The organism is Acinetobacter sp. 25-47-122 (assembly GCF_056779695.1).
Map to the genome: position 1 here is coordinate 138193 of NZ_JBWYIJ010000002.1, position 23628 is coordinate 161820.

21 protein-coding genes are annotated in these 23628 nt (G+C 39.4%); 10 read left to right on the top strand and 11 right to left on the bottom strand.

The annotated features are described in order from the left end of the window. Nucleotides 1–6: 6 nt before the first annotated feature. Nucleotides 7–1605, top strand: a complete 1599-nt coding sequence (locus tag AC1M9P_RS02175) for a bifunctional 3-(3-hydroxy-phenyl)propionate/3-hydroxycinnamic acid hydroxylase (RefSeq protein WP_035265649.1) — start codon at nucleotides 7–9, stop codon at nucleotides 1603–1605. Between the two features lie 77 nt (nucleotides 1606–1682). Here AC1M9P_RS02175 and AC1M9P_RS02180 read toward each other — a convergent pair whose 3' ends face one another. The 4 genes from AC1M9P_RS02180 to AC1M9P_RS02195 form a co-directional block, all read right to left on the bottom strand. Next, the gene (locus AC1M9P_RS02180; RefSeq protein WP_481586604.1) at nucleotides 1683–2576 is read right to left on the bottom strand and encodes a LysR substrate-binding domain-containing protein; all 894 of its coding nucleotides are present in this window, start codon (nucleotides 2574–2576) and stop codon (nucleotides 1683–1685) included. A gap of 156 nt (nucleotides 2577–2732) precedes the next feature. Further along, entirely contained in the window at nucleotides 2733–3071 is a 339-nt protein-coding gene (locus AC1M9P_RS02185) for a DUF3325 domain-containing protein (RefSeq protein ID WP_481586605.1), read from the bottom strand. Between the two features lie 5 nt (nucleotides 3072–3076). Next, a complete protein-coding gene (locus tag AC1M9P_RS02190) occupies nucleotides 3077–4855 on the bottom strand; it encodes a PepSY-associated TM helix domain-containing protein (RefSeq protein ID WP_481586606.1) in 1779 nt (592 codons plus the stop codon). Nucleotides 4856–4858: 3 nt separating this feature from the next. Further along, a complete protein-coding gene (locus tag AC1M9P_RS02195; RefSeq protein ID WP_035265656.1) occupies nucleotides 4859–5212 on the bottom strand; it encodes a hypothetical protein in 354 nt (117 codons plus the stop codon). Between the two features lie 163 nt (nucleotides 5213–5375). Between AC1M9P_RS02195 and rutD the strand changes: the two genes are divergently transcribed. The 7 genes from rutD (at nucleotide 5376) to AC1M9P_RS02230 (ending at nucleotide 11633) form a co-directional block, all read left to right on the top strand. Beyond that, nucleotides 5376–6170 (top strand): pyrimidine utilization protein D, encoded by a 795-nt coding sequence (gene rutD, locus AC1M9P_RS02200; RefSeq protein WP_481586607.1) that lies wholly within the window; start codon nucleotides 5376–5378, stop codon nucleotides 6168–6170. 301 nt (nucleotides 6171–6471) lie between these two features. Then, entirely contained in the window at nucleotides 6472–7584 is a 1113-nt protein-coding gene (gene rutA, locus AC1M9P_RS02205; RefSeq protein WP_035265660.1) for a pyrimidine utilization protein A, read from the top strand. Next, nucleotides 7581–8330, top strand: a complete 750-nt coding sequence (gene rutB / locus AC1M9P_RS02210) for a pyrimidine utilization protein B (RefSeq protein WP_481586608.1) — start codon at nucleotides 7581–7583, stop codon at nucleotides 8328–8330. The genes rutA and rutB overlap by 4 nt, the downstream gene beginning before the upstream one ends. A 33-nt stretch (nucleotides 8331–8363) precedes the next feature. After that, nucleotides 8364–8744 (top strand): pyrimidine utilization protein C, encoded by a 381-nt coding sequence (gene rutC, locus AC1M9P_RS02215; RefSeq protein ID WP_035265663.1) that lies wholly within the window; start codon nucleotides 8364–8366, stop codon nucleotides 8742–8744. A gap of 70 nt (nucleotides 8745–8814) precedes the next feature. Then, on the top strand, nucleotides 8815–9354 hold the full coding sequence (gene rutF / locus AC1M9P_RS02220; RefSeq protein WP_481586609.1) for an NADH-dependent FMN reductase RutF: 540 nt from the start codon (nucleotides 8815–8817) through the stop codon (nucleotides 9352–9354). 28 nt (nucleotides 9355–9382) lie between these two features. Then, nucleotides 9383–10753 carry a pyrimidine utilization transport protein G gene (gene rutG / locus AC1M9P_RS02225; protein WP_481586610.1) on the top strand — a complete coding sequence of 457 codons (1371 nt, stop codon included), beginning with the start codon at nucleotides 9383–9385 and terminating at the stop codon, nucleotides 10751–10753. A 13-nt stretch (nucleotides 10754–10766) separates the two neighbouring features. After that, nucleotides 10767–11633, top strand: coding sequence for an NAD(P)-dependent oxidoreductase (locus AC1M9P_RS02230; protein ID WP_481586611.1), 867 nt, complete (start codon nucleotides 10767–10769; stop codon nucleotides 11631–11633). A gap of 72 nt (nucleotides 11634–11705) precedes the next feature. On the opposite strand, the gene AC1M9P_RS02235 is transcribed toward AC1M9P_RS02230, so the two are convergent. The 4 genes from AC1M9P_RS02235 to lipA all read right to left on the bottom strand — a co-directional run bounded on the left by AC1M9P_RS02235 (nucleotide 11706) and on the right by lipA (nucleotide 17349). Further along, on the bottom strand, nucleotides 11706–12089 hold the full coding sequence (locus tag AC1M9P_RS02235) for a carboxymuconolactone decarboxylase family protein (protein WP_481586612.1): 384 nt from the start codon (nucleotides 12087–12089) through the stop codon (nucleotides 11706–11708). Between the two features lie 50 nt (nucleotides 12090–12139). After that, nucleotides 12140–13321 carry a thiolase family protein gene (locus AC1M9P_RS02240; RefSeq protein WP_481586613.1) on the bottom strand — a complete coding sequence of 394 codons (1182 nt, stop codon included), beginning with the start codon at nucleotides 13319–13321 and terminating at the stop codon, nucleotides 12140–12142. Between the two features lie 257 nt (nucleotides 13322–13578). Beyond that, nucleotides 13579–16053, bottom strand: a complete 2475-nt coding sequence (locus AC1M9P_RS02245) for an acyl-CoA dehydrogenase (protein ID WP_481586614.1) — start codon at nucleotides 16051–16053, stop codon at nucleotides 13579–13581. 282 nt (nucleotides 16054–16335) lie between these two features. Next, on the bottom strand, nucleotides 16336–17349 hold the full coding sequence (lipA, locus tag AC1M9P_RS02250; RefSeq protein WP_035265671.1) for a lipoyl synthase: 1014 nt from the start codon (nucleotides 17347–17349) through the stop codon (nucleotides 16336–16338). 210 nt (nucleotides 17350–17559) lie between these two features. Between lipA and sthA the strand changes: the two genes are divergently transcribed. Continuing rightward, nucleotides 17560–18975, top strand: coding sequence for a Si-specific NAD(P)(+) transhydrogenase (gene sthA / locus AC1M9P_RS02255; protein ID WP_035265673.1), 1416 nt, complete (start codon nucleotides 17560–17562; stop codon nucleotides 18973–18975). Between the two features lie 74 nt (nucleotides 18976–19049). On the opposite strand, the gene chrA is transcribed toward sthA, so the two are convergent. Together chrA and AC1M9P_RS02265 are read right to left on the bottom strand one after the other, a co-directional pair. Beyond that, nucleotides 19050–20255 (bottom strand): chromate efflux transporter, encoded by a 1206-nt coding sequence (chrA, locus tag AC1M9P_RS02260; protein ID WP_481586615.1) that lies wholly within the window; start codon nucleotides 20253–20255, stop codon nucleotides 19050–19052. A 124-nt stretch (nucleotides 20256–20379) separates the two neighbouring features. Next, entirely contained in the window at nucleotides 20380–21243 is an 864-nt protein-coding gene (locus AC1M9P_RS02265) for a pirin family protein (RefSeq protein ID WP_481586616.1), read from the bottom strand. A 99-nt stretch (nucleotides 21244–21342) separates the two neighbouring features. Between AC1M9P_RS02265 and AC1M9P_RS02270 the strand changes: the two genes are divergently transcribed. Beyond that, nucleotides 21343–22269, top strand: a complete 927-nt coding sequence (locus AC1M9P_RS02270) for a LysR substrate-binding domain-containing protein (protein WP_481586617.1) — start codon at nucleotides 21343–21345, stop codon at nucleotides 22267–22269. 128 nt (nucleotides 22270–22397) lie between these two features. Here the strand turns inward: AC1M9P_RS02270 and AC1M9P_RS02275 are convergent, their stop codons facing one another. Continuing rightward, the gene (locus AC1M9P_RS02275; RefSeq protein WP_481586618.1) at nucleotides 22398–23612 is read right to left on the bottom strand and encodes an MFS transporter; all 1215 of its coding nucleotides are present in this window, start codon (nucleotides 23610–23612) and stop codon (nucleotides 22398–22400) included. Nucleotides 23613–23628: the final 16 nt, after the last annotated feature.

Below are 23628 nucleotides of genomic sequence, written 5' to 3' on the forward strand. Positions count from 1 at the left end.
TTGACCATGTCACAGACCAACACTTATTCAGCAGATGTGATCGTACTTGGTGCAGGCCCAGTCGGTTTAACGATGGCGAACGGCCTTGGCCTTGCGGGCTTAAAAGTAAAAGTGATTGAACAGCTTGATCAATTGATTGATTATCCTCGTGCAATTGGTATTGATGATGAATCTCTAAGAACAATGCAATCGATTGGCTTGATCAACAAAGTATTGCCGCATACCACTCCCGATCATGCGATGCGTTTTCTTACGCCTTCAGGCCGTTGTTTTGCAGATATCCAACCTAAAACACGTGAGTTTGGTTTCCCTCGTCGTAACGCATTCGTACAACCTTATGTTGATGCAGAATTATTGGAAGGTTTAGAACGTTTTGATGATGTGGAAGTACTTTTTTCTCGTCAACTTCAAAGTTTTAAGCAGACTGAAGATCAAGTTGAAGTTCAAATCCAAAATAAAGATAAAACAATTGAATATATAACTGCAAAGTATCTTGTGGCATGTGATGGCGGTAATAGCTACGTTCGCCGTATGTTGAATATTCCTTTTGAAGGTAAAACTGCACCAAACCAATGGATTGTTGTCGATATTGCAAACGATCCATTGGCGACACCACATATTTACTTATGTTGCGATCCAGTACGTCCATATGTGTCAGCGGCTTTACCACATGGTATCCGTCGTTTTGAATTTATGGTGATGCCAGGGGAGACGCAAGAGCAACTGAGTCAACCTGAAAACATGGCTAAACTTTTATCCAAAGTATTACCAAACACTGAAAATATCGATGTGATCCGAAATCGTGTTTATACCCATAATGCACGTATTGCCAGTAGATTTAAAGAAGGGCGTATCTTACTTGCGGGAGATGCAGCGCACATTATGCCAGTATGGCAGGGGCAGGGTTATAACAGTGGAATGCGTGATGCGTTCAATTTATCTTGGAAACTGGCTATGGTCGTACAAGGTAAAGTAGATGCTAAAGTTCTAGATTCTTATCAAGAAGAGCGTCATGATCATGCCAAAGCGATGATTGATTTATCTGTTACAGCAGGCCATGTGCTGGCTCCGCCTAAAAAATGGCAAGGTACTGCGCGTGATGCTATTTCATATGTTCTAAATTACATTAAACCAGTTAAACAATATTTGTTGGAAATGCGCTTTAAGCCAATGCCACAATATAAATCTGGTATTTTGGTTGGACAGGTCAATAAGACATCACCAATCGGTAAAATGTTTATTCAACCTAAAATGCAAGACAGCACAGGTCAGGTGAAATTACTGGATGATTTTATTGGTCAAGGCTTTGCTATTATTGCTTGGGGAGTAGATCCGACTTGGGGACTCACACCAACAAGTATTCAAAAATGGAAAGCATTGGGTGTGAAATTCATTAAAGTCGTTCCACCTGAACAATTGAATACTGATGCTCATGATGATGAAATATTGACACTTGGGGATACGGAGCATGCGATTCGAGCATGGTTTGGTCGTACTCAATACTCGATGGCATTTTTAAGACCAGATAAATTTGTCGCTGGCTTAAGTATTCCTCAGACGAGCGAAGAGCTCAGTCAAAAACTGTTTGATAAACTTGGCGTTTAATCAAAAAGTTTAAGACTAATCTAAAAGAAAACCTGCAAATTTGCAGGTTTTTTATTTTTAAAATAGCTTTCAAAGTTTTAAAAAATATGACAATGAAAGTGTTGGCTTAGAATATTTTTCACAGTTTGCAAATGCTTACTTTGATCTTGTTTTCTGAAACTCAAATATAAGCTGATATTCGGTAAATCGATTTTAGTTGACTTAATTAAGACATTTTCACTGAGCAAGCTTTCAACATATTTTGGAACAATGGTCCAACCGACTTGCATCGCTACAAGATTAATATTCATTAAAATGTTACTCGAGTATTGAGCAACTTGAATAGATGTATTCAGGGTTTCAAAAATGTTCTGAATTTTTTGGAATAAGATCGGTGAGGCAGTTTCCTCGCTCATGATAAATTTTTGGGCAATTAAATCCTGTTTTGAAATACAGTCTAAATGCGCATGGGCTGAATGACGAGGAATCAGCAAGATCAGAGGCTCACTGAACAATTCGATAGAGGCAATATGCTCATCATCGATACATTGGCGAGTGAATGCGACATCAATTTTTTGATCACGAAGTGCTTGGATTTGATGTACACAGCTCAAACTATGAAATTGAATATCTAAATCAGGCTGTTGTGCACGAATAATAGGCATGACATAGGGAAAAATTTTCATTTCTGCCACAGGTAAAAAGCCAATATTTAATTTGTTTTTCTTGGTATTCGCCATAATTTGAATCTTGTGTTTGGCGTCTTGAGCAAGTTTCAATATATGTCGAGCATCTTTTAAAAAAGTTTCTCCTTCCTCTGTGAGCGATAAGCTTCTGCTTTTACGAATCAGCAGGGATGTACCTAATTCCGCTTCAAGATCTTTAATTTGCTGACTTAAAGAGGGCTGCGCTATAAAAAGTTTTTCTGCAGCACGCGTAAAATTAAGTTCTTCGGCAACTGAGACGAAATATTTCAAATGTCGAAGTTCCATGCGTACCGATCCTTAACCGCCATAATAAATGAGGCTCATTATACGTTTGATTTGCTAGAACTTCAGCGTGATTCACGTTTAAAGCTAATCTAAGAAGAATAAAACCGACCCATATTGAAATGAAATATTGGTCGGTTTTTTTATCAAGTAGAGTATTTAAATGATGAGGAAGATCAAGCTGATGAATCCAATAAAGGATACGCCCAAAATGATTTTTTTCATTTTTGACTCAAAATAGGTCAGACAAAGTGCAACAAAAAGCGCAGCGAATGTCAGTACACCAATCCAATAACTTATCATATTACTGACTTGTCCTTTGCTCATGCAGAGGATAAGCCCTAACGACAGGAATCCCCATCCAACCATTGAGGCTATTTTCTGGTGTTTAGTACTTAGCGTTTGACCAAAAATTTGTTTTTGATGCTTTTGCATTGCACTGGCTAAAACTATAAAACCTAAAGTACAAACTGCCCAAATGAGGAGAAAAAAGCTCATGGTGATTACCCCTCTACCTTAGGTAAAACTTGACTCTTTTTTAATGGAGTTCCTTGATGATTTTGAACTTTGTAAAGTGCAGAATAAAAAACCATTGCTAAAACTAGCATTGCCAGATCGAACGAAGCGATAACCCATTGACCGTGAGCTATAGTACGCCATAAAGGTTGACCACCTGTGATAAAGTTTACAAGCGGAAGTAAAGCAAAAAGCAGGGTAGCGAGACTCAGTAATTCAAGCCAAGCTTGGCGATGGGTGCGAAAAACAGCATAAACCAGTGTGAAGAGCCACACGATAAAGAATGTACGGATTTCCCAGTTTAAACGCATTTCCATATCGGCAGGGATAAAACGGTTTGCATAAAAATAAGCTGCACAAGCAATTGGTAAGCCGATAATCGCAGCGATATTGGTAATCTCAACCGTGCGATAGCCAAAGGATTTATAACCTTGTTTCGCTTGTTGAGGTGCACGTTTAACGCACCATAAAATTAATCCTGTTGCGACCATTAGCGTGCCAACGATACCAGAAAAAAAGAGTATCCAACGTAAGGCTAAATCAACTCCTCGTGCTTCATGTAGAACAGTGACAACATTGTAAATGCCATTGGGAATAGAAGGATTTTTGAGTTGAGCGGAATCATCTGTAATGTTTTGACCTGTCACACCATTGAAGTCTAAAGTTTCATATACGCCACGATGAGCGATACTTGCGCCGTGTAAAGCACGTAACTCTATGGTCGCCTTAGATGTATTTGGTGCTTTAATCGTGATCGAACCAATCGGATTGTTTTTCCACTTCGCTTCAGCTTGAGTGAGGATTGGGGCAATATCTGTAAGTGGTGCAGGTTCAGCTTTACGATCTTGGTTTCGAGTACGTCGACCTTCACCTCGATTCTTTCTCTCACCATCCATTTTGTTAGCATGTTCATTTGATGCTGACTGCGTACCACGAGCCTCAATTTCTGTACGAGCATTCATCATTGAACGCTGATTTCCTTGCGGTTGATCAGTACGAGTCTGCCCTTGTGGTTCTGCTGGATTTTGAATTAAGGATTTTCGTTGGTCTTGTAGAAAGGCGCCACGATTGTCATAAATTTGCTGTACCCCCCACGGCATGATGGTAAACAATAATAAAAGTAAACCACTAAAAGTGATCATGATATGAAAGGGAAGTGCGAATACAGCTGTTGCATTATGTGCGTCTAACCAAGAACGCTGTCCTTTACCTGTTCTAAAGGTAAAGAAATCTTTAAAGATTTTCTTATGGGTGATGATGCCACTAATAATTGCAACAAGCATAAACATAGTTGCTATGCCCACAATCCAACGTGACCATATACGTGGCATTCCGTATAATTCAAAATGGAAACGATACAGAAAACTACCACCACGGGTTTCACGGGCTTCTAATACTTCACCTGTGGCACTGTCAATCGTCACACGTTCACCACCGCGACGAGCATTGGGATCTTCTCCGACATTCCGGATATTCAGTGTGGTGTAATTTTGACGAGCATTGGGCAATTGAATTCCCCAGCTCCCCGCATCAGTATGATTATTCTGCAAATATTGCAGAGCTACTTGCGTCTGCTCAAGTTGAGATTGGCTAGGAATCGATTGGTGATACTCGGGTTTCATCCATGTACTGATTTCTGCTTGGAAAAAACTCAAAGTACCGGTTACAAAGATGGCATACAGCAACCATCCTAGTATCAAACTAGCCCAAGTATGTAACCATGACATCGATTGGCGTGGGCCTTCAGCTTTGGCATCACTTCTCATGAATTAGTTCCCCATGATTTTATAGATGAGAAATAAAGCAAGGCTAGGTAAGACGATGCCCAATGTGGCTTTCCTGGTTTTGTGAACCATAAAAACCCAAATAAACGCTGCACACTGTAAACAGAAAGCAATGAGCGTTGCTGACATCGCTGCGCTAGATTGATATGTGCTAAATGTTTGTGCAATTACGATGGCAGAGAGGGATGCAAGCAAATAACCTCCAATACCCGCCAATAAAAAACGATAGAGCACCATCAGGCGATAACTGATAGAAACTGATTTAGTAGTCTTACGAGTTTTTTTTACTTGATTCCCAAGTGTTAACTCGCCTGGTAGTTCGAATTCTGTACTGTTCATAAAAGTAAGAAAGTGTGAGTGTATGTAATTATTGTAAATGATAACAATTATTGTTTATCTTTAGAATTATAAATTTAGCATTTTAGAAATAAATTTTTAATTGAATTAGCTTGGGCATGTTAATTGCAGCGTTGTAGATATTTTTTATCGATAGGTAAAATTTATGACGTATCAAGTTTTTTACTGTAAATCTAATCCTGATGCTCAGTTTGTGTTGTTATCTTCAGGGCTAGGAGGACATGGACATTTTTGGCATCCTCAATTAGATATATTGTCTCGTTTTTTTCATGTTATTACATATGATCAAGAAGGTTGTCATGCAGATGCTGCATTACTAGCACCAACTTATTCAATGACCGATATGGCAGTACAAGTGATACAGATTTTAGAGGATCTAAAGATCGATGAATTCCATTTTATCGGTCATGCTTTAGGTGGGCATATTGGAGCGGAGTTAGCAGTTTTAATTAAAAATACAAAATTGGAAATGTTGAGTTTGACCAGTATTAATGCGTGGGACTCACTAGATCCACATACGCTCAAATGTTTTGAAGCTCGAGAATCGTTATTACAAAATGCTGGTGCAGAGGCATATGTTAGAGCTCAAGCATTATTTCTTTATCCACCTGTATGGATCTCTGTTAATATCGATCAAATACAACAAGCAGAAAATAATCAACTCCGAAACTTTCCACCAAAAGAGAATGTACTGAGACGTCTGAAGGCTTTAAAGGAATTTAAAATAACGAATGAACATATCACCGCACTTCAACGAACTCCAATTCACTTGATTGCAAATCGTGATGATTTCTTGGTTCCAGTACATAAGACTCTTGATCTTCAGAAAAATTTTGTACATGCACAATGCTCAATTTTTTATGTAGGTGCACATGCTTCTACTGTGACTGAGCCAAATATCACTAATCAAGCACTTATTCAATTTCTTCGATCACTCTAGCATTTGAAACTTTTCAATTGCATATAAAAAACCACGATTGAGATCGTGGTTTTTTTAATTATTTTACCAAATGGTATTTTTTTGGAACATCTTGTGCACTTTTTTATGACGTTCTTTAGGAGTGATGAGTAATGGGATTATGTGATTAATTTATCATAAGGTAAAATATAAAATTATTAAGTTGTTGTAATATATAATAAAATAATAATTGGCACACCATTTGCTAAATATCTAATACAAGCTCGAAAGCTTAATCCTACTAAATCAAATTTAACTGATCGTTAAATTAGGAGTGTTAGATATGAAAATTGGTGTCTTTTGTCCGATCGGAAATAATGGCTGGTTACTCTCAGAAAATGCTCCTCAATACAAACCAAGTTTTGAGTTAAATAAAAAAATTGTCCAACGCGCAGAGCATTACGGTTTTGACTTTGCATTGTCTATGATCAAGCTGCGTGGTTTCGGGGGTAAGACTGAGTTTTGGGATCACAACTTAGAAACTTTTACGCTTATGGCGGGTCTTGCTGCAGTCACCAGCAAAATAAAAATTTATGCAACAGCTGCGACGCTAGTGATGCCACCTGCCATAGTTGCACGCATGGCATCTACGATTGATTCAATTTCGAATGGTCGTTTCGGCCTAAATGTCGTCACAGGTTGGCAAGCGCCAGAATATACCCAAATGGGCATGTGGCCCGGTGATGAATATTTCGGAAAGCGTTACGAATACTTATCTGAATACGTACAAATTCTGCGTGAATTATGGGCAACAGGTAAATCTGATTTTAAAGGTGACCATTTCCAAATGGATGATTGCCGAGTTAGCCCACGCCCGCAAGCAGAGATGAAAATTATCTGCGCTGGTCAATCGGATACAGGTTTGGAATTTTCTGCTCAACACGCTGATTACAATTTTGTTTTTGGTAAAGGGCTTAATACACCAACAGCCTATGCAGAAATCAACGATCGTTTAAAAGCAAAAACAGATATTACGGGTCGTGATGTTCAAACCTACGTTTTGTTCATGATTATCGCTGCTGAAACAGACGAAGAAGCGATGGCGAAGTGGCAACATTACAACGATGGCGCTGATATTGAAGCGATCAACTGGTTAATGAATCAAGGCGGAAAAGATACTAAATCTGGTGCAGATACTAATATTCGTCAAATGGCTTCATCAGTATCACCAGTCAACATCAATATGGGAACGTTGGTGGGTTCTTACGAAACTATCGCAAAAATGCTAGATGAGATTAGTGAGGTGAAAGGAACTGAAGGCATTTTACTGACATTTGATGATTTTGTTGAAGGTGTTGAAAGTTTTGGACAGCGGATTCAGCCGCTTATGAAATGTCGTGAACATGTTGTGGTTGAAGGAATGAGTTCAGAACCTGTGTTGGAGAAAATCGCATGAGTCATTTAGAAAATACCGTTGAAGCTGGATTTACTGCACAAGCGGGTACGGGTGTAAAACTCAAAGCCGAACCGGAAAATATTGTGCTTGCACCAGAGCAAACAGCATTAATCGTGATTGATATGCAAAATGCGTATACGTCAAAAGGTGGTTATTTAGATCTTGCTGGGTTTGATGTGTCGACGACAAAACCTGTGGTTGAAAATATTAAAAAGGCAGTTTCTGCAGCACATGATGCTGGTATTCAAGTGATCTATTTCAAAAACGGTTGGGATAATCAATATCGTGAAGCAGGTGGTATTGATTCACCAAACTTTCATAAATCAAATGCACTGAAGACCATGCGTAAGCGTCCTGAGCTACAAGGCAAATTGTTAGCAAAAGGGGATTGGGATTTTGAGTTGATTGATGAGTTGGTGCCAGCTCCTCAAGATATTGTGATTGAAAAGCCTCGTTATAGTGGATTCTTTAACACGGCGCTAGACAGCATGCTCAGAGTGCGTGGAATTCGTAATTTGGTTTTTGTTGGTATCGCGACCAATGTATGCGTTGAATCGACGCTCAGAGATGGCTTCTTTCTAGAATATTTTGGCGTGGCTTTAGACGATGCCTGTCATCAAGCAGGGCCAAAAGAAGCCCATGTCGCAAGTATGTACAACATAAAAACCTTCTTTGGATGGGTGTCGGATACAGAAAGTTTTGTCAGTAGTTTTGCAGATCAACCAACACTCTCTGAAAGCGCATAGATATTTATAAATTTTAAAATTAGGAAATAAGTCATGTCAAAAGAAGTCATTATTCCAGTGGGTTCAGGTAAGCCACTCGCACCGTATTCGCCAGCAACTAAAGCAGACAACATTGTCTATGTTTCAGGCACTTTGCCTTTTGATGAAAACAACAATGTAGTTCATGTTGGAGACGTAGCAGCACAGACACGCCATGTCCTTGAAACAATAAAGAAGGTCATCGAAACTGCTGGCGGAACAATGTCTGACATTACTTTCAACCATATTTTTCTGACAGATTGGGCAAACTACGCTGCAATGAATGAAGTATATGCCGAATATTTTCCGAATGCAGAACCAGCTCGTTACTGTGTTCAAACAGGATTAGTCAAACCTGATGCACTCATCGAAATTGCTTCGATTGCTCATGTTTAATTTGAAAGCTTTCATCACCCTATTATGAGTCCCTCACTGACTGCTTAGGCGATGAGGGATGGAGAACACTATGAATGCAAATGTGAAATCAATCAATTTACCCGAGGCAGTGAGTGCCACATTCAACATTGACCAACAGGTTTTTAGGCAAGGAATGTCGAATTTAGGTGCAGCTGTCAATGTCATTACTACAGCTGGTCAAGCAGGAAAAGCTGGCTTCACAGCTTCAGCTGTATGTAGTGTGACAGATACACCACCAACATTGCTGGTATGTCTAAATCGATCAGCATCAGTATTTGAAACATTTAAAAGTAATCAGGTTTTGTGTGTCAATACTTTAAGTAGTAGTCAAAAGCATTTATCAAATGTGTTTGGGGGTAAAACTCCAATGGCAGAACGTTTTGAAAAGGGGGACTGGTCAACATTAGTCACAGGTGCACCTATTTTAGAAGGTGCGCTAGTGAGTTTTGATTGTGAAGTCGTACAAAGTTTATCGGTAGGCAGTCATGATGTTTTGTTCTGCCATGTAAAGGGGATGAAACAGCAAGCGGGTGAAAAAGCCCTCATGTATTTTAACCGCGCATATTGCGAGCCAGTTCCAATGGTCTAAAACAGCATGCTTGATCAGGAGAAGGTCGATGAGCACAAAAGAAACATGGTTTCCAAAATTTAAACCTTTCCAAGGAAATCTAGACACGACCGCAGTTCAAGTAGATGAGTACTTGCCGCCAGGTAAAAGTATGGTATTGGGGCTGCAGCATGCATTTGCAATGTTTGGAGCAACAGTACTTGCCCCTTTACTGATGGGTTTCGATCCGAATCTTACAATGTTTATTACGGGTATTGGGACAATATTATTTTTCCTAATGACTGGGGGGCGTATGCCGAGCTATTTAGGCTCGAGCTTCGCTTTCATTGGAGCAGTCATTGCAGTCACTGGTTATACCGGTGTTGGCTTAAATCCAAACCTAGGCTTAGCACTTGGCGGTACCATTGCATGCGGTATTTTGTACGCCTTGATCGGTTTGATCGTGATGAAAACTGGCACAGCATGGATTGAAAAATTGATGCCACCAATTGTGACTGGAGCAATTGTGATGATCATTGGTTTGCATTTAGCACCAGTGGCGATCAAAAGTGTCTCTGCTAATCAGTTTGATTCATGGATGGCTCTAATTACGATTATTTGTATTAGTGTGATCGCCGTATTTACTAAGGGCATGATCCGTAGATTATTATTGCTCATTGGCTTAGTGGCTTCTTACTTTATTTATTTTTTACTCACCAATGTTTTGGGTTTTGGTACAGCGATCGATTTTACTAAAGTCAGTGAGGCAGCTTGGTTCGGTTTACCTACTTTTCATGCGCCAGTGTTTGAATTTAATGCCATGCTCCTTATTGCTCCCGTAGCGATCATCTTAGTTGCAGAGAATCTAGGACATTTCAAAGCGGTGTCTGCAATGACTGGACGTAATCTTTCACCATATATGGGACGAGGTTTCTTTGCAGATGGTGTGTGTACGACCTTGTCTGCATCAGTCGGTGGAACAGGAATGACAACATATGCTGAGAACATTGGTGTGATGGCGGTAACCAAAATTTATGCGACCACCATATTTTTATTTGCTGGCGTATTTGCAATTTTGCTAGGTCTATCACCAAAATTTGGCGCGGTTATTAGTACGATTCCTGTCGCATTATTAGGGGGAGCTTCGATTGTTGTTTTCGGTCTGATTACAGTGGCTGGTGCTAAAATTTGGGTGGACAACCGCGTAGATTTTACCAAAAACAGTACTCTGTTGATTGCTGCTGTCACCTTAATTATGGGGACAGGCAATTATAGTTTACAAATTGGGAATTTTGATTTGGGTGGAATAGGGACTGCAACATTAGCGGCTATTTTATTGAATCTTTTCTTAAATCGTGAAGATAAAAATGCGCAAACAGTAGAGCTCGAAAACAAACCGCATTCAGCAGAAGCAACGGCACTCCCTAACACTCAAATTTAAGGTGAAATTAAAAATGAAAATTGCATTTATCGGTTTAGGTGCTATGGGATGGCACATGGCGAGCCATTTACCAAAACTAGGATTTGAAGTTTTGGTTTGGAACCGTAATTTTGAAAAAGCAGAAGCACATGCACAAACATTTGGTACTAAAGCGACTTCTGTCGATCAAGCAGTGAAAGCAGATTTTATTTTCAGTTGCTTACCCACCAGTGCAGATATCGAACAGCTTATTGCTCAAAATCCTCCGGTCAAGGGGAGCGTATGGATCGACTGTACCAGTGGTGTACCTGTAAGTGCTTTAAAACTTGCAAATCAGTTGAAATTTAATGGTGTTGAATATTTAGATGCCCCCGTTTCTGGGCAAACTATAGGTGCTGAAAAAGGGACACTGACGGTAATGGTTGGAGGTGATTTCGATGCTTATAAGCGTGCAAAACCGATTATTCAGGCATTTGCAGGATTAATTGAATATGTCGGGGAGAGTGGTTCTGGATTTGCTGTTAAAGCGGTGAATAATACGTTGATGGCAACCCATCTATGGGCACTTGCAGAAGGATTGACGGTATTAAAGTCAAAAGGAGTAGATTTGAATAGTGCATTGAATTGTATTAATCATTCTAGTGGTAAAAGTTCAATGTCTGAAAATATTATGGCGCAACGTGTCTTGAGTCGTGCGTTTCCAAAAACCTTCGCCTTAAATCTTTTACAAAAGGATATTGGAATTGCGACTGATCTAATTCAAGAGCAAGCGTTGAATTTGCCAGCGATGCAACTTATACAAAATCAGTATATGCAAATTGAAAAAGTGAAAGCTCAAGATTCTGATTTTTCAGCTGTGGTTCAAGTGCTTGAACATCAATCTAAAATTGAATTAAGTTAAATCTAGCGTCGAAATACCTTATAAAACCGCTTAATGTAGATTAAGCGGTTTATCTATGAATGCTCAATGAGATTAGCTTTGTTGATATTCATTAATGACTTCTAACGCGGCTCTAAATGCTTCTTGGGTAGCTGGAGCACCACAGTACGGCAAGCTGTGCAAAAGAACCTCTTGGATTTCTTCAATAGTTGCGCCGTTGTTTAAAGCGCCACGTACATGACCTTTAAGTTCTGTTGGGCTTTTTTGGGCTGTTAAAAATGCAATCGTGATTAAGGAACGATACTTGCGCGGTAAAACACCTTCACGTTGCCAAGTTGAACCCCATGCATGCTCATTAATCCAATCTTGAAGTGGTTGAGTAAATGGAACTGTATTGTCTTGTGCACGTTTGACAAAATTTTCTCCCATCACTTCGGTTCGAACTTTTAAACCATTTTCATAATCTTGTTTTGACATTTTTTTCCTCATAAAAAAAGCGCACCTTAAGATGCGCTATAGCATAAATATTAAGCTGGGATTTCAATCGCAATCGCAGTTGCTTCTCCACCACCAATGCAAAGCGCGGCAACACCTTTTGTTTTACCTAAGCGTTTTAATGCATGGATGAGAGTCAAAATAATACGTGAACCTGATGACCCCAATGGATGCCCGAGTGCACAAGCTCCACCGTGGATATTCACTTTTTCAGGATCTAAATGAAAAGCATCAATCGCTGCCATGGTTACCATCGCGAACGCTTCATTAATTTCCCACAAATCCACGTCTTCAACAGTCCAGCCCGCTTTGTTTAATACTTTTTCAATTGCACCAACAGGTGCGATGGTAAATTCTGATGGGTGTTGAGAGTGAGATGCGTAAGCTTTAATCGTTGCTAAAGTTGAAAGCCCCTTTGCTGTTGCGTGTTCAGCAGAAGTCACTAAAAATGCTGATGCACCATCACTAATTGAACTGGCATTCGCTGCAGTAATTGTACCGTCTTTAGCAAATGCTGGGCGTAGCGTAGGAATTTTATCAATTTTTGCTGTAAATGGATTTTCATCTTGGGCAACGATGACATCGCCTTTACGTGAACTTACTGTAACGGGGGTGATTTCATCTTTGAAATAATTATTTTGAATCGCATTCTGAGCACGAGTTAAGGAGCGAATCGCGAAATCGTCTTGTTGTTCACGTGTGTAGTTTTTCTTATCTGCCATTTCTTGAGCAAGAATACCCATTGAATAGCCAGTTTCAGCATCTTCCAAACCTTCTTGGAACATGTGATCAATCACTTTGCCATGTCCCATACGGTAACCTGCGCGTGCTTTGTCCATGAGATAAGGTGCATTCGACATGGATTCCATTCCGCCAGCGACGATAATATTTACCGAGCCAGCTTTAATGGCATCTGCAGCTTGCATCACGGCTTTCATGCCAGACCCACAGATTTTATTGATCGTTGTTGCACCTACATGATCTGGTACACCTGCAATTCGCATCGCTTGACGAGCAGGACCTTGTTTTAATCCCGCAGGTAAAACACACCCCATAATCACTTCATCTAATTGATCCGCAGCAAGCTTAGATTGGTCAAGTACGGCTTTAATGACTTCAGCACCAAGTTGCGGGGCTGTTAAGCTTGAAAGTCCTCCCTGAAAGCTACCCATAGCGGTACGGCTACCTGCAACTAATACGATTTCTTGACTCATAGCGTTGATCCTTGTCCTGTAGTTTATATGATTCAAATGCGTGTCAATTTCATATGTTCAAAATTTAATGACAGCTATTTATTAGTTGTAATCACATTATCATAAAAAATGAATAAAGATTCATTATTTTGTTTTCATTTAATTTCGCTTATTTTGATGTTGTTTTCTATAACACCATAGTGGAATGAAATATAAAAAGTGGAATGAAAAATAAAAAACGACCCTTTAGGATCGTTTTTTCAGAAGCAATTGGGTGACTAGTATTGTGTAGAATTTGACAAAGCCTGAGCGTGAGGGTTCTCAAGTTCTAAACTCTGGTTAAGTTCAGTATCGAAAACATCAGTCAACATACTGTCAAAACGTTTAGCGTTATACGTAAGCAACTGATCTGCTTCAGCTTGAGTGATGAAATTCTCCTTAAGAGCAGATTCAATATGCTCTTCGAAAGTCAGACCTGTAAATTGGCCTTTGGATTCAGCCTTTTTAAACTTATTCCATAAATCCTCAATTTGAAGCAACATTTGGAATGTAGACTCCATGCGTCCATTGACATCATCGGGATCAGTGCTATAGAAGACATGTTTTTTTAATTCATCGCGGAAAGCATTTTCCTGAAGAATTAGTTCACCTAATTTAAGTTTCAAGGTATCCGATGGTTGAGTAATAGGACGACCAAAAGGGAAACAAATAAGTTTGACTAAACTTGCGGCAATTTTTACAGGGAAGTTATCAAACAGACCATAGAACGCTGCTTGAGATGCATATAATGCTTTCTCAAGTGCGAGTTTAGCATGCAGTTGTTCAGCTTCAGTACGTTGACCATTTTCATAAAATTTAAGAATTGCAGTCGCAATAAATAAGTGTGAATGCATATCTGCCAATCGTCCAGACAGCATTTCTTTGCGTTTGATATCACCTGCAAGGAGGCCTAAGCACATATCTGCGACTAAGGCAAAATTAGCACTCAAACGATTAATGGTTTTGTAGTAAGGGCGACTGAAATCATCAGCCTTTACTGAGCCTTCTGTTGATCCGCCTATAAAACCATAAGCAAATGATTTAGCGGTTCGATTAAATGTATAACCCAAATGCTTATAAAGAATGTCATTAAACTCTTTTAATGCTGCATCTTTATTTTCGGCTTGTAAAAGTTGTAATTCTTCAAATAAATAGGGATGACAACGCATCGAACCTTGACCAAAAATCATCAGTGAACGACTCAGAATATTGGCACCCTCAACAGTAATCGAAACAGGGATCGCTTGGTACATGAGCGCCAAGAAGTTACGAGGACCCATTTGGATAGCACGCCCGCCCACAATATCCATACTATGATTAACAATCTCACGCATGGTCTCAGTTGCGTAGTATTTTGCCATTGCGGTCATAACTGCGGGCTTACCCCCTTGGTTTAGGCCACAAGTGACGAGGTAACGGAATGCTTCAAGCATATAGGTATCGCTAGCGATATCACTTGAAACCTCTTGAACACCTTCGAATTTACCGACTGAAATTTTGAATTGTTGACGGACACGAGCAAAGGCGCCGACATTTAAATAACACATTTCACCTGCAGCTGTTGATAGTGCTGGAAGAGAAATACCGCGGCCAACTGCCAGACATTCCATCAGCATACGCCAGCCTTTACCTGCATTTTCTACACCACCAATAATCCAATCCAGCGGAATGAAGACATCTTTACCATCCACGGTACCATTCATAAATGGTGAACCTGGATTATGGCGTGCTCCTACAATCACACCTTCATGATCAGCTGGTAATAGGGCACATGTGATTCCGTATTCAGTTTTGTTTTTATCACCTAGTAAGCCTTCAGGGTCATATAATTTGAAAGCTAAACCGACCACCGTAGCAACAGGGGCAAGTGTAATCCAACGTTTGGAAAAATTCATTTTTAGGCCAAGAACTTCTTGTCCTTCAAATTGACCATAACAGACCACACCTGTATCAGGAATTGCACCTGCATCTGAACCTGCTTCAGGGCTTGTTAAACCAAAACATGGAATTTCTTCACCTTTTGCTAAACCTGGTAAATAACGATTCTTTTGATCTTCAGTACCGTAGTGTAAGAGTAATTCTCCTGGACCTAAAGAGTTAGGCACCATACAACTGACAGCAGTGGTAAGTGAGCGCGAGGCAATCTTACTCATGATACGGCTTTGCGCAAATGAGCTGAATTGTTTACCGCCGTATTCTTTAGGGATAATTAAACCCAGAAAACCTTTGGATTTAATAAATGACCAGACTTCTTCAGGGAGGTCTTTACGATGATGGTGAATATCCCATTCATCCAGCATCTGGCAGAGCTGTTCGACTTCATGATCGATAAATGATTGTTCTTCTTCAGACAGCGTGGGGTACGGATACTGATCAAATTTCTTCCAGTCTGGTGCCCCCATAAATAATTCTTTTTCCCACCAACTGGTTCCTGCATCCAATGCTTCACGCTCGGTACTACTCATTGTTGGCATTGCATTGGCTAGAGCTTTATAGGCAGGTTGTGTAATAAATTTCATCCTTAACGTATCAATACTGACAATCAATGAAATTAGGATAAAAGGAATACCGAGTATCAGCGACCAAGGGCTGATCAACGCGACTAAAATAGATACGACTGTGAGTATGATAGCCCCAGAAGTTCTTGAGAATTCGAAATAAAAAATAGCCCAGAGTGTTATAAATAGAATAATTAAACTGAGTATAAAAAACATTATGAACTGCTCCATTTATGATTTGGTCATGGAGCCAATACCCACAGTAAATTTAATCAAAGCACAAACATCAGATCTACAGAGATATTGGATCATGAAATGTGAAACGAAAGCGTTGAGTTCTAAAACGGACGCATATTAATACTTATATTGGATAAGATTGTTTGAAAAATATTCAAAATTCAAGCTGAAGAGAGATAAGAAATGTGTCAATAAGTAATTGAGAATTATAAAAACCACAAACAAAAAAGCCCTCATACGAGGGCTTTAAAGTAAGAAGAATTATGCTTCGATTGTTTGAACAGTAATTTTCTTTGCAGGATCAGCTTTACGACGAACTGCTGGTACTGGTTCGCCATAGTATTGACGATCAGCAAAATAACTTGAACGTACCATTGGTGCAGCCCAAATATTTTTAAAGCCTAATTTTTGCCCATGTGCTGTATAGCGTTCGAACTCTTCAGGTGTGACGAAGCGATCAATTGGTGCATGTTCTTTTGATGGTTGTAAATATTGACCAATCGTTACGTAGTCAACATCGTGTGCTTTAAGGTCATCAAGAAGTGCGAGAACTTCTTCTTCAGTTTCGCCAATACCTACCATCAAGCCACATTTAGTTGGAATATCTGGGCAGTATTCTTTAAACATTTTAAGAAGGTTTAAGGAATGTTGATAGTCTGAACCTGGACGCATTGCTTTGTATAAACGTGGTACGGTTTCAATGTTGTGGTTAAACACATCTGGAGGACATTCCGTCATGATGCGTAATGCAACATCCATACGACCACGGAAATCAGGTACTAAAATTTCCAATAATGTATTAGGACTTAAAGCACGCGCTTCTTTAATACAATCAACAAAGTGTTGCGCTCCACCATCGAGTAGATCATCACGGTCTACAGATGTTATAACAGCGTATTTCAAACCTAAGTTTGCAATTGTCTCAGCCATGTGGCGTGGTTCATCTGGGTCTAATGCATTCGGACGACCATGTGCCACATCACAAAATGGGCAACGACGTGTACAAATGTCACCCATAATCATGAAAGTTGCTGTACCACCACCAAAACATTCAGGAAGGTTTGGACATGCAGCTTCTTCACACACTGTATGTAATTTTTGTTCACGTAAAGTTGATTTAATGCGTTGAACCTCTTCTGGTGCAGCCATTTTGACGCGAATCCAGTCTGGTTTACGAGGTGCTTCAACCGTAGGAATCACTTTTACAGGAATACGTGCAACTTTCTCAGCGCCACGAAGTTTTTCACCCTGTACTGGTTTACGGTTTTCTGACATATTCAACGATTCCACTAATGTGTGACGGGAGGAAATATTAAAAATAGGTCTCTTATTATAGCGAATTTATGCATAAATTGGGCAAAAACGATATTCATAAAATAAATGTGGCTATCAAGTAATATATGGTATTGAAATACAGCAAATGTATGCATTTTCAGTCATAATATAAGTTAGATAAATGAAGAGATAATTGTATAGGAGCATTGAATGCCGCGTAAGAAAGAGGTCGTGAGTGGAACCTTTGTCAAATATGATGCAGTCGTTTTAGGTTCAGGCCCTGCTGGTGAAGGTGCGGCAATGAAACTTGCCAAATCAGGCAAGCGCGTTGCAGTAGTTGATATGCGTGAACAACTTGGTGGTAACTGTACGCATGTAGGAACCATTCCAAGTAAAGCTTTACGTCAAACGGTTTCTAGCATTATCCGTTATCAACGTGATCCAATGTTCCAAAAAGTGGGTGATTGGAAACAATTCACCATGAAGCAAGTGCTTCGTAATGCGCATAAAGTGATCCAACAGCAAGTGGATACACACTCGCGTTTTTACGACCGTAACCGCATTGATATTTTCCACGGTCGTGCTTATATCCAAGATCAAAATACGGTGGTGATTTTCACGCCTGAAGGTGTGAAAGAAACGATTATTTTTAAACAGTTGGTGATTGCGACAGGTAGTCGTCCATATCGTCCTTCAATTTTAGATTTCAATCACCCACGTGTGTTTGATTCTGACAAAATCTTAGACCTAGATTTTTCAATTCAAAAAATCATTATTTATGGCGCTGGTGTCATTGGCTGTGAATATGCATCTATCTTTATTGGCTTAGATCACAAAGTTGATTTGATTAATACTCAGCATAAATTACTGAGCTATTTAGATGACGAAATTGCTGATGCATTGTCATATCACTTACGTGAACAAGGTGTATTGATTCGCCACAATGAGCAGATTGATCACTTAGAAACATTTGATGATCATGTGGTGTTGCATCTTGAAAGTGGCAAGAAAATTAAAGCTGATGCAATTCTATGGTGTAATGGTCGATCTGGTAATACAGATGGTCTTGGCTTGGAAAATGTTGGCATCAAACCAAACAGCCGCGGACAACTATCAGTGAACGAGCAGTATCAAACTGAGGTTGAAAATATTTATGCTGCGGGTGACGTAATTGGTTGGCCGTCTCTAGCTTCAGCTGCATATGACCAAGGTCGCTGTGCTGGCGCGATTATGAGTGGTGAACAAGGTATCCAACCCGTAGTTGATATTCCTACTGGTATTTATACCATTCCAGAGATTTCATCAATTGGTAAAACTGAGCAGGAATTAACTGAAGAAAAAATTCCTTATGAAGTTGGTCAGGCGTCTTTCCGTCACCTTGCTCGTGCACAAATCACGGGTGATACAGTGGGTGAGTTAAAGATTTTGTTCCATCGCGAAACCTTAGAAATTTTAGGTGTGCATTGCTTCGGTAATAATGCTTCTGAAATTATTCATATTGGTCAAGCCGTGATGAATAGTCCGAACAATACCATCAAGTATTTTGTTGAGACAACGTTTAACTACCCAACGATGGCTGAAGCTTATCGCGTAGCAACGTTAAACGGGATGAATCGCTTGTTCTAAGGCGACTTGATGACAAAAAAAACTCGCAAGTCCAGGCTTGCGAGTTTTTTTATTTTTGCATTTAAGTTTGATCTTTAAATTACAAAATACAATAAAGCTCCATAGCTAACAAAGCTCGCTAATAAAGAGATGATGACAGGGATTTTTGATCTCAGTAAAAGAATGACAATGCCGATAAAAATAAAATCATAAATTGAGTGTAGATGTTTTTCAGCCATTTGAGCAATTAAACAGAGTAATAACCCGATGACCGCTGCATTAATTGCAGCTACGGCTGCTGCAATCTTTTTGTTTTTGACCCATTTTGACCAATAAGGGAGCGTGCCGAAAATAAGCAGAAATGAGGGCAGGAAAATTATACTGGTTGCAATCGCAGCGTTAAGTAAAGGCGATGCGGTAAATCCTAAATATGTGCCAACGTATCCTGCAAAACTAAATAAAGGGCCTGGAATAAGTTGAGCAAATGCATAGCCTAAGTCAAATTGTTCCGCAGTGATGTGTTGAGTAAGCACAAAATCTTCATACATGAGTGGCAGGATGATATGACCGCCCCCAAAAACCATTGAAGCAGTGTGATAAAAGCTTTCTAGATTTCTAAGCAAGCTTGATGAATAGATAAATTGCAGCGCAGGAAAAATAATAAATAAAGTGACAAACAGGATGAGCCAGAGATAATGATACTTTTGATATGCCTGAGTGGTTTTGATGTGCGGTGATGGCTGAGATTTTCCTTTTTTTGTAAATGCTAAGCCAATGAATCCAGCCACTAAAATTAAGAAAATTTGACTATAGCTCCACTGTGCAAAATAAATAAAAAAAGCAGAACTCAGCATCAGGACATACTGCCAAATTTCAGTACAGAAGCTTTTGAACATTTGTAAAAAAGCCCAAATGACGACGGCTATTACAATCAAATGGATGACGTGAAAGAGTTCAAGAGGTATATCGGAAAAAAAATATTGACCAAAAATAGCAAATGAAGTCATTAGAATGAAGGCAGGTAATGTAAATCCTAACCAAGCAATAAAGCCCCCCCAATATCCTTTGGATAAATATCCTATCGATAACCCCACTTGACTACTGGTCGGACCTGGCAACAATTGTGCTAATGCGATCAATTGTCCATATTCATGAGAGCTTAGCCATTTGAGCCGATCAACAAAAGTGCGATGAAATAACACCAAATGCGCTGCAGGACCACCAAATGAAATACATCCTAATTTAAGAAAAATAAAAAATAGTGCTGATAAGCTAACTTTAGGAAAATTATCTGATTTCATTTTGTAATCGTACGTTGTTTTTGAACTAAGTCTAATAGGGGATTATGACAGGTATTTGAAATGAATGAAGGAGTGATGAGCAGTAAGCCTTATCTTGAAAATGATAAGGCTTGTGGGTGTTAAATTAAGCAAAATTTCCATTTCTGAAATCATCAAATGCTTGCATGATTTCTTCCTGAGTATTCATGACGAAAGGACCGTGGGCAACAATGGGTTCATTCAATGGTTCACCACTTAAGCAAAGAATTTTCGCCGTACGATGAGCAAATATTTCGACCTGTGTTGATTTTGGGTCAAGATAAAGCGTTTGCATGGCTGTATAGATCTGACCATCAATCTCAACTTCTCCATCAAGGATGAAAATCAGATGATTCCAGTTTGGCATAAGATTTAATGGAAGGCGTGCTCCATGATTAAGTCTAATGTCATAAACATTCATGTTGCTAAATGTTTGAGCTGGTCCTTGATAAACAGTTGAGCCGATTTGATATTGACCAGCAATAACACGAATCTTGGTTTGCTCATCGTGAGTTAAAACTTCAGGAATATTTTGCTCAGTCAATTCCTGATATCTCGGCTCAGTCATCTTGGCATGCTCTGGTAGATTTACCCAAAGTTGAACCATATCCAAAACTCCGCCAGTTTTTGCAAAAGCTTCCGAATGGTGTTCTTCATGCAGAATACCTTTACCTGCGGTCATCCATTGCACTTCGTTTGGACCAATTTTTCCATGATTGCCTTTTGAGTCACGATGCTCTAATTCGCCGTCATAGACAATCGTCACCGTTTCAAAACCACGGTGGGGGTGTAAATCAACACCGCGTTGGTGGTGACTTGGAGAAAATCGATATTGACCTGTATAACCCATTACCAAGAATGGGCTGGTATGATTTCCTATTTCATGCATGGGTAACATGGAGTTTGTTGGAAAACCATCACCCACCCATGTGCTTCGATCGCTGGTATAGACTTTCTGAACTTGTGTCATTTGTATTCCTCTATATATCGTTCTAATCATGATATTGAGGTATATTGATGAGATTACAGGGCGATTCTCTCAACAGATAATTCCAAAAATGAAACAATTATGCAAAATTTAAATGATTACTACTATTTTGTGCAAGTCGTTAAATATCAAGGTTTTACTAAGGCAAGTGAAGCTTTAGGTATTACAAAATCTAAGTTGTCTCGTCATATTTCAGATTTGGAAAACCGTTTACACGTAAGATTATTGCAACGAAATACACGAAAGTTTGCCGTAACCGCAGTTGGTCAAGAATTTTTTGAATATTGTATTAAGATTTTGGATCAAGTGGAGGCGGCAGAAAATTTTGTAGAGCAAAGTTTGTCGAGCGAGCCTTCAGGTTTAATTCGAATCTCGTGCCCAATTGGTTTGGTTGAGTTTCCGTTGGGGAATATGATTGCTAAATTCATGCAACATTACCCACGTGTTCAAGTTCATCTGGTCGCAACAAATCGTAAAATTGATCTCATAGAAGAGGGGATTGATTTGGCTGTTAGGGTGAGAAATTTACCACTTGAAGATAGCGACTTGATTGTACGAGAGCTTGATGCTTGGCAACATGTGTTAGTGGCAACGCCTGAATTAATTCAACAGATTCATGAGCCTATCCATTTGGATAACCTTGCACAACTTCCGAGTATAGGTTTTCATGTCCCAAAATCGATTTGGAGATTTCAATCCAAATTTGACACAGTTAATCAGTTTCAAGAAGTAGAATTCTTTCCAAGACTCAAAACTGATAATTTTGCTGCCATGAAATCTGCAGTGTTGAATAGTGTTGGAATAGCATCATTACCTAGAGTGTTTGTTTATGAAGAGCTTAATCAAGGCACTCTTGTAGAATTAGTCCCTGAATGGGAGTTACCACGTGGCGTTATTCATGTTGCCTATACATCACGACAAGGCATGATGCCTGCCGTGAGATGTTTATTAGATTATTTAATTGAGGAGTTTAAAAAACTGAGTTGTCAAAACTATGAAGTTATATAAATTAATGTGCGCAAAAAGCTTGGTTAAAATATGTAAATAAATCAGGAGTGTTCATCCATAAAGCAATTGATACACCAAGCAGAAGGATGACTCCGATGAATATGCTGATGTTGAGCAGATTGAAGCGATTAGTCATTGACGACATTCTCCTCATTAACAAATAAATGAATCAATACACCGAAGATACTGAGCGCAATACACATCATCCAAATAATATTGTAATTGCCTGTCATATCATGATTTAAGCCACCCAACCATCCTCCAAAAAATGAACCGACTTGGTGAGTAAAAAATACAATTCCACTTAGCATGGTGAGATACTTAACCCCAAACATATTAGCAACAATACCATTGGTAAGGGGAACGGTTGATAACCATAACAACCCCATAATGATGGCAAAACTATAAATCGTAAAGATCGAGAGTGGCAATGCGAGGAATAAAATGATGGCGATGCCACGTAGTCCATATAACCACATGAGCAATTTAGGTTTGGAATATTTATCACCCAGCCAACCAGCAGTGTAAGTTCCAATAATATTAAATAGCCCAACCAAGGCTAAAAACATAGTACCAGTGGTGGTGCTAAAACCATGGTCAGTTAAATAACCCGGCAAATGAATGCCCAAAAACACGACTTGAAATCCACAAACTAAAAATCCTAATGCTAACCAGATAAAAGGTTTGTGGTTTTTAGCAACAATGAGTATTTGTTTAAAACTTAAAGAAGGTTTAGCAATCGCATCAACTGCTTGAGGCGCTTGATACATTGGAGCTTTTAGCATCCAAGCCAAGGGTACAATTAATGCAATTAAAATCGCTGTGATGAGTAGCGCCGATGACCAACCAAAATTTTGTAAGAGTAAAAGTGTGGTTGGCAACATAATAAATTGCCCAAAAGAGCCTGCTGCGCTAGCAATACCCATAGCCATACTACGTCGACTTGGGTGCGCTGCACGTCCGACAGCAGAGAGCAAAACAGAAAATGAAGTAGCTGATAAAGCCAAACCAATGATTAAACCTAGACTAAGATTGATGAGAAGCCCTGTTGAGCTAAATGCCATCATCACAAGTCCAATCGCATATAAAGCGCCGCCAACGGCAACGACTTTTTTACTCCCATATTTATCTGCTAGCGCTCCCGTAAAGGGTTGAACAGCACCCCATAATAAATTTTGAAAGGCAATTGCTAAACTGAAAACTTGATGATTCCAATTAAACTCATGACTCATTGGAACTAAATACAAGCCAAATCCATGTCTGACACCTAAGGAGAGTGCCAAAATAAAAGCACTCCCAATGAGCATAAAGATGAGGGGTTTTGAAAATTTGGTTTCTGACATGGTCAATCCGCTTAGC

Bases quoted from the DNA above. Each gene is read 5' to 3' on its own strand.
- AC1M9P_RS02180 (WP_481586604.1), bottom strand. From the start codon at position 2,576: ATGGAACTTCGACATTTGAAATATTTCGTCTCAGTTGCCGAAGAACTT.
- lipA (WP_035265671.1), bottom strand. From the start codon at position 17,349: ATGTCAGAAAACCGTAAACCAGTACAGGGTGAAAAACTTCGTGGCGCT.
- rutG (WP_481586610.1), top strand. From the start codon at position 9,383: ATGAGCACAAAAGAAACATGGTTTCCAAAATTTAAACCTTTCCAAGGA.
- AC1M9P_RS02265 (WP_481586616.1), bottom strand. From the start codon at position 21,243: ATGACACAAGTTCAGAAAGTCTATACCAGCGATCGAAGCACATGGGTG.
- rutA (WP_035265660.1), top strand. From the start codon at position 6,472: ATGAAAATTGGTGTCTTTTGTCCGATCGGAAATAATGGCTGGTTACTC.
- AC1M9P_RS02275 (WP_481586618.1), bottom strand. From the start codon at position 23,612: ATGTCAGAAACCAAATTTTCAAAACCCCTCATCTTTATGCTCATTGGG.
- AC1M9P_RS02270 (WP_481586617.1), top strand. From the start codon at position 21,343: ATGCAAAATTTAAATGATTACTACTATTTTGTGCAAGTCGTTAAATAT.
- AC1M9P_RS02235 (WP_481586612.1), bottom strand. From the start codon at position 12,089: ATGTCAAAACAAGATTATGAAAATGGTTTAAAAGTTCGAACCGAAGTG.
- rutF (WP_481586609.1), top strand. From the start codon at position 8,815: ATGAATGCAAATGTGAAATCAATCAATTTACCCGAGGCAGTGAGTGCC.
- AC1M9P_RS02175 (WP_035265649.1), top strand. From the start codon at position 7: ATGTCACAGACCAACACTTATTCAGCAGATGTGATCGTACTTGGTGCA.
- AC1M9P_RS02230 (WP_481586611.1), top strand. From the start codon at position 10,767: ATGAAAATTGCATTTATCGGTTTAGGTGCTATGGGATGGCACATGGCG.
- AC1M9P_RS02240 (WP_481586613.1), bottom strand. From the start codon at position 13,321: ATGAGTCAAGAAATCGTATTAGTTGCAGGTAGCCGTACCGCTATGGGT.
- rutB (WP_481586608.1), top strand. From the start codon at position 7,581: ATGAGTCATTTAGAAAATACCGTTGAAGCTGGATTTACTGCACAAGCG.
- rutD (WP_481586607.1), top strand. From the start codon at position 5,376: ATGACGTATCAAGTTTTTTACTGTAAATCTAATCCTGATGCTCAGTTT.
- chrA (WP_481586615.1), bottom strand. From the start codon at position 20,255: ATGAAATCAGATAATTTTCCTAAAGTTAGCTTATCAGCACTATTTTTT.
- sthA (WP_035265673.1), top strand. From the start codon at position 17,560: ATGCCGCGTAAGAAAGAGGTCGTGAGTGGAACCTTTGTCAAATATGAT.
- AC1M9P_RS02185 (WP_481586605.1), bottom strand. From the start codon at position 3,071: ATGAGCTTTTTTCTCCTCATTTGGGCAGTTTGTACTTTAGGTTTTATA.
- AC1M9P_RS02190 (WP_481586606.1), bottom strand. From the start codon at position 4,855: ATGAGAAGTGATGCCAAAGCTGAAGGCCCACGCCAATCGATGTCATGG.
- AC1M9P_RS02195 (WP_035265656.1), bottom strand. From the start codon at position 5,212: ATGAACAGTACAGAATTCGAACTACCAGGCGAGTTAACACTTGGGAAT.
- AC1M9P_RS02245 (WP_481586614.1), bottom strand. From the start codon at position 16,053: ATGTTTTTTATACTCAGTTTAATTATTCTATTTATAACACTCTGGGCT.
- rutC (WP_035265663.1), top strand. From the start codon at position 8,364: ATGTCAAAAGAAGTCATTATTCCAGTGGGTTCAGGTAAGCCACTCGCA.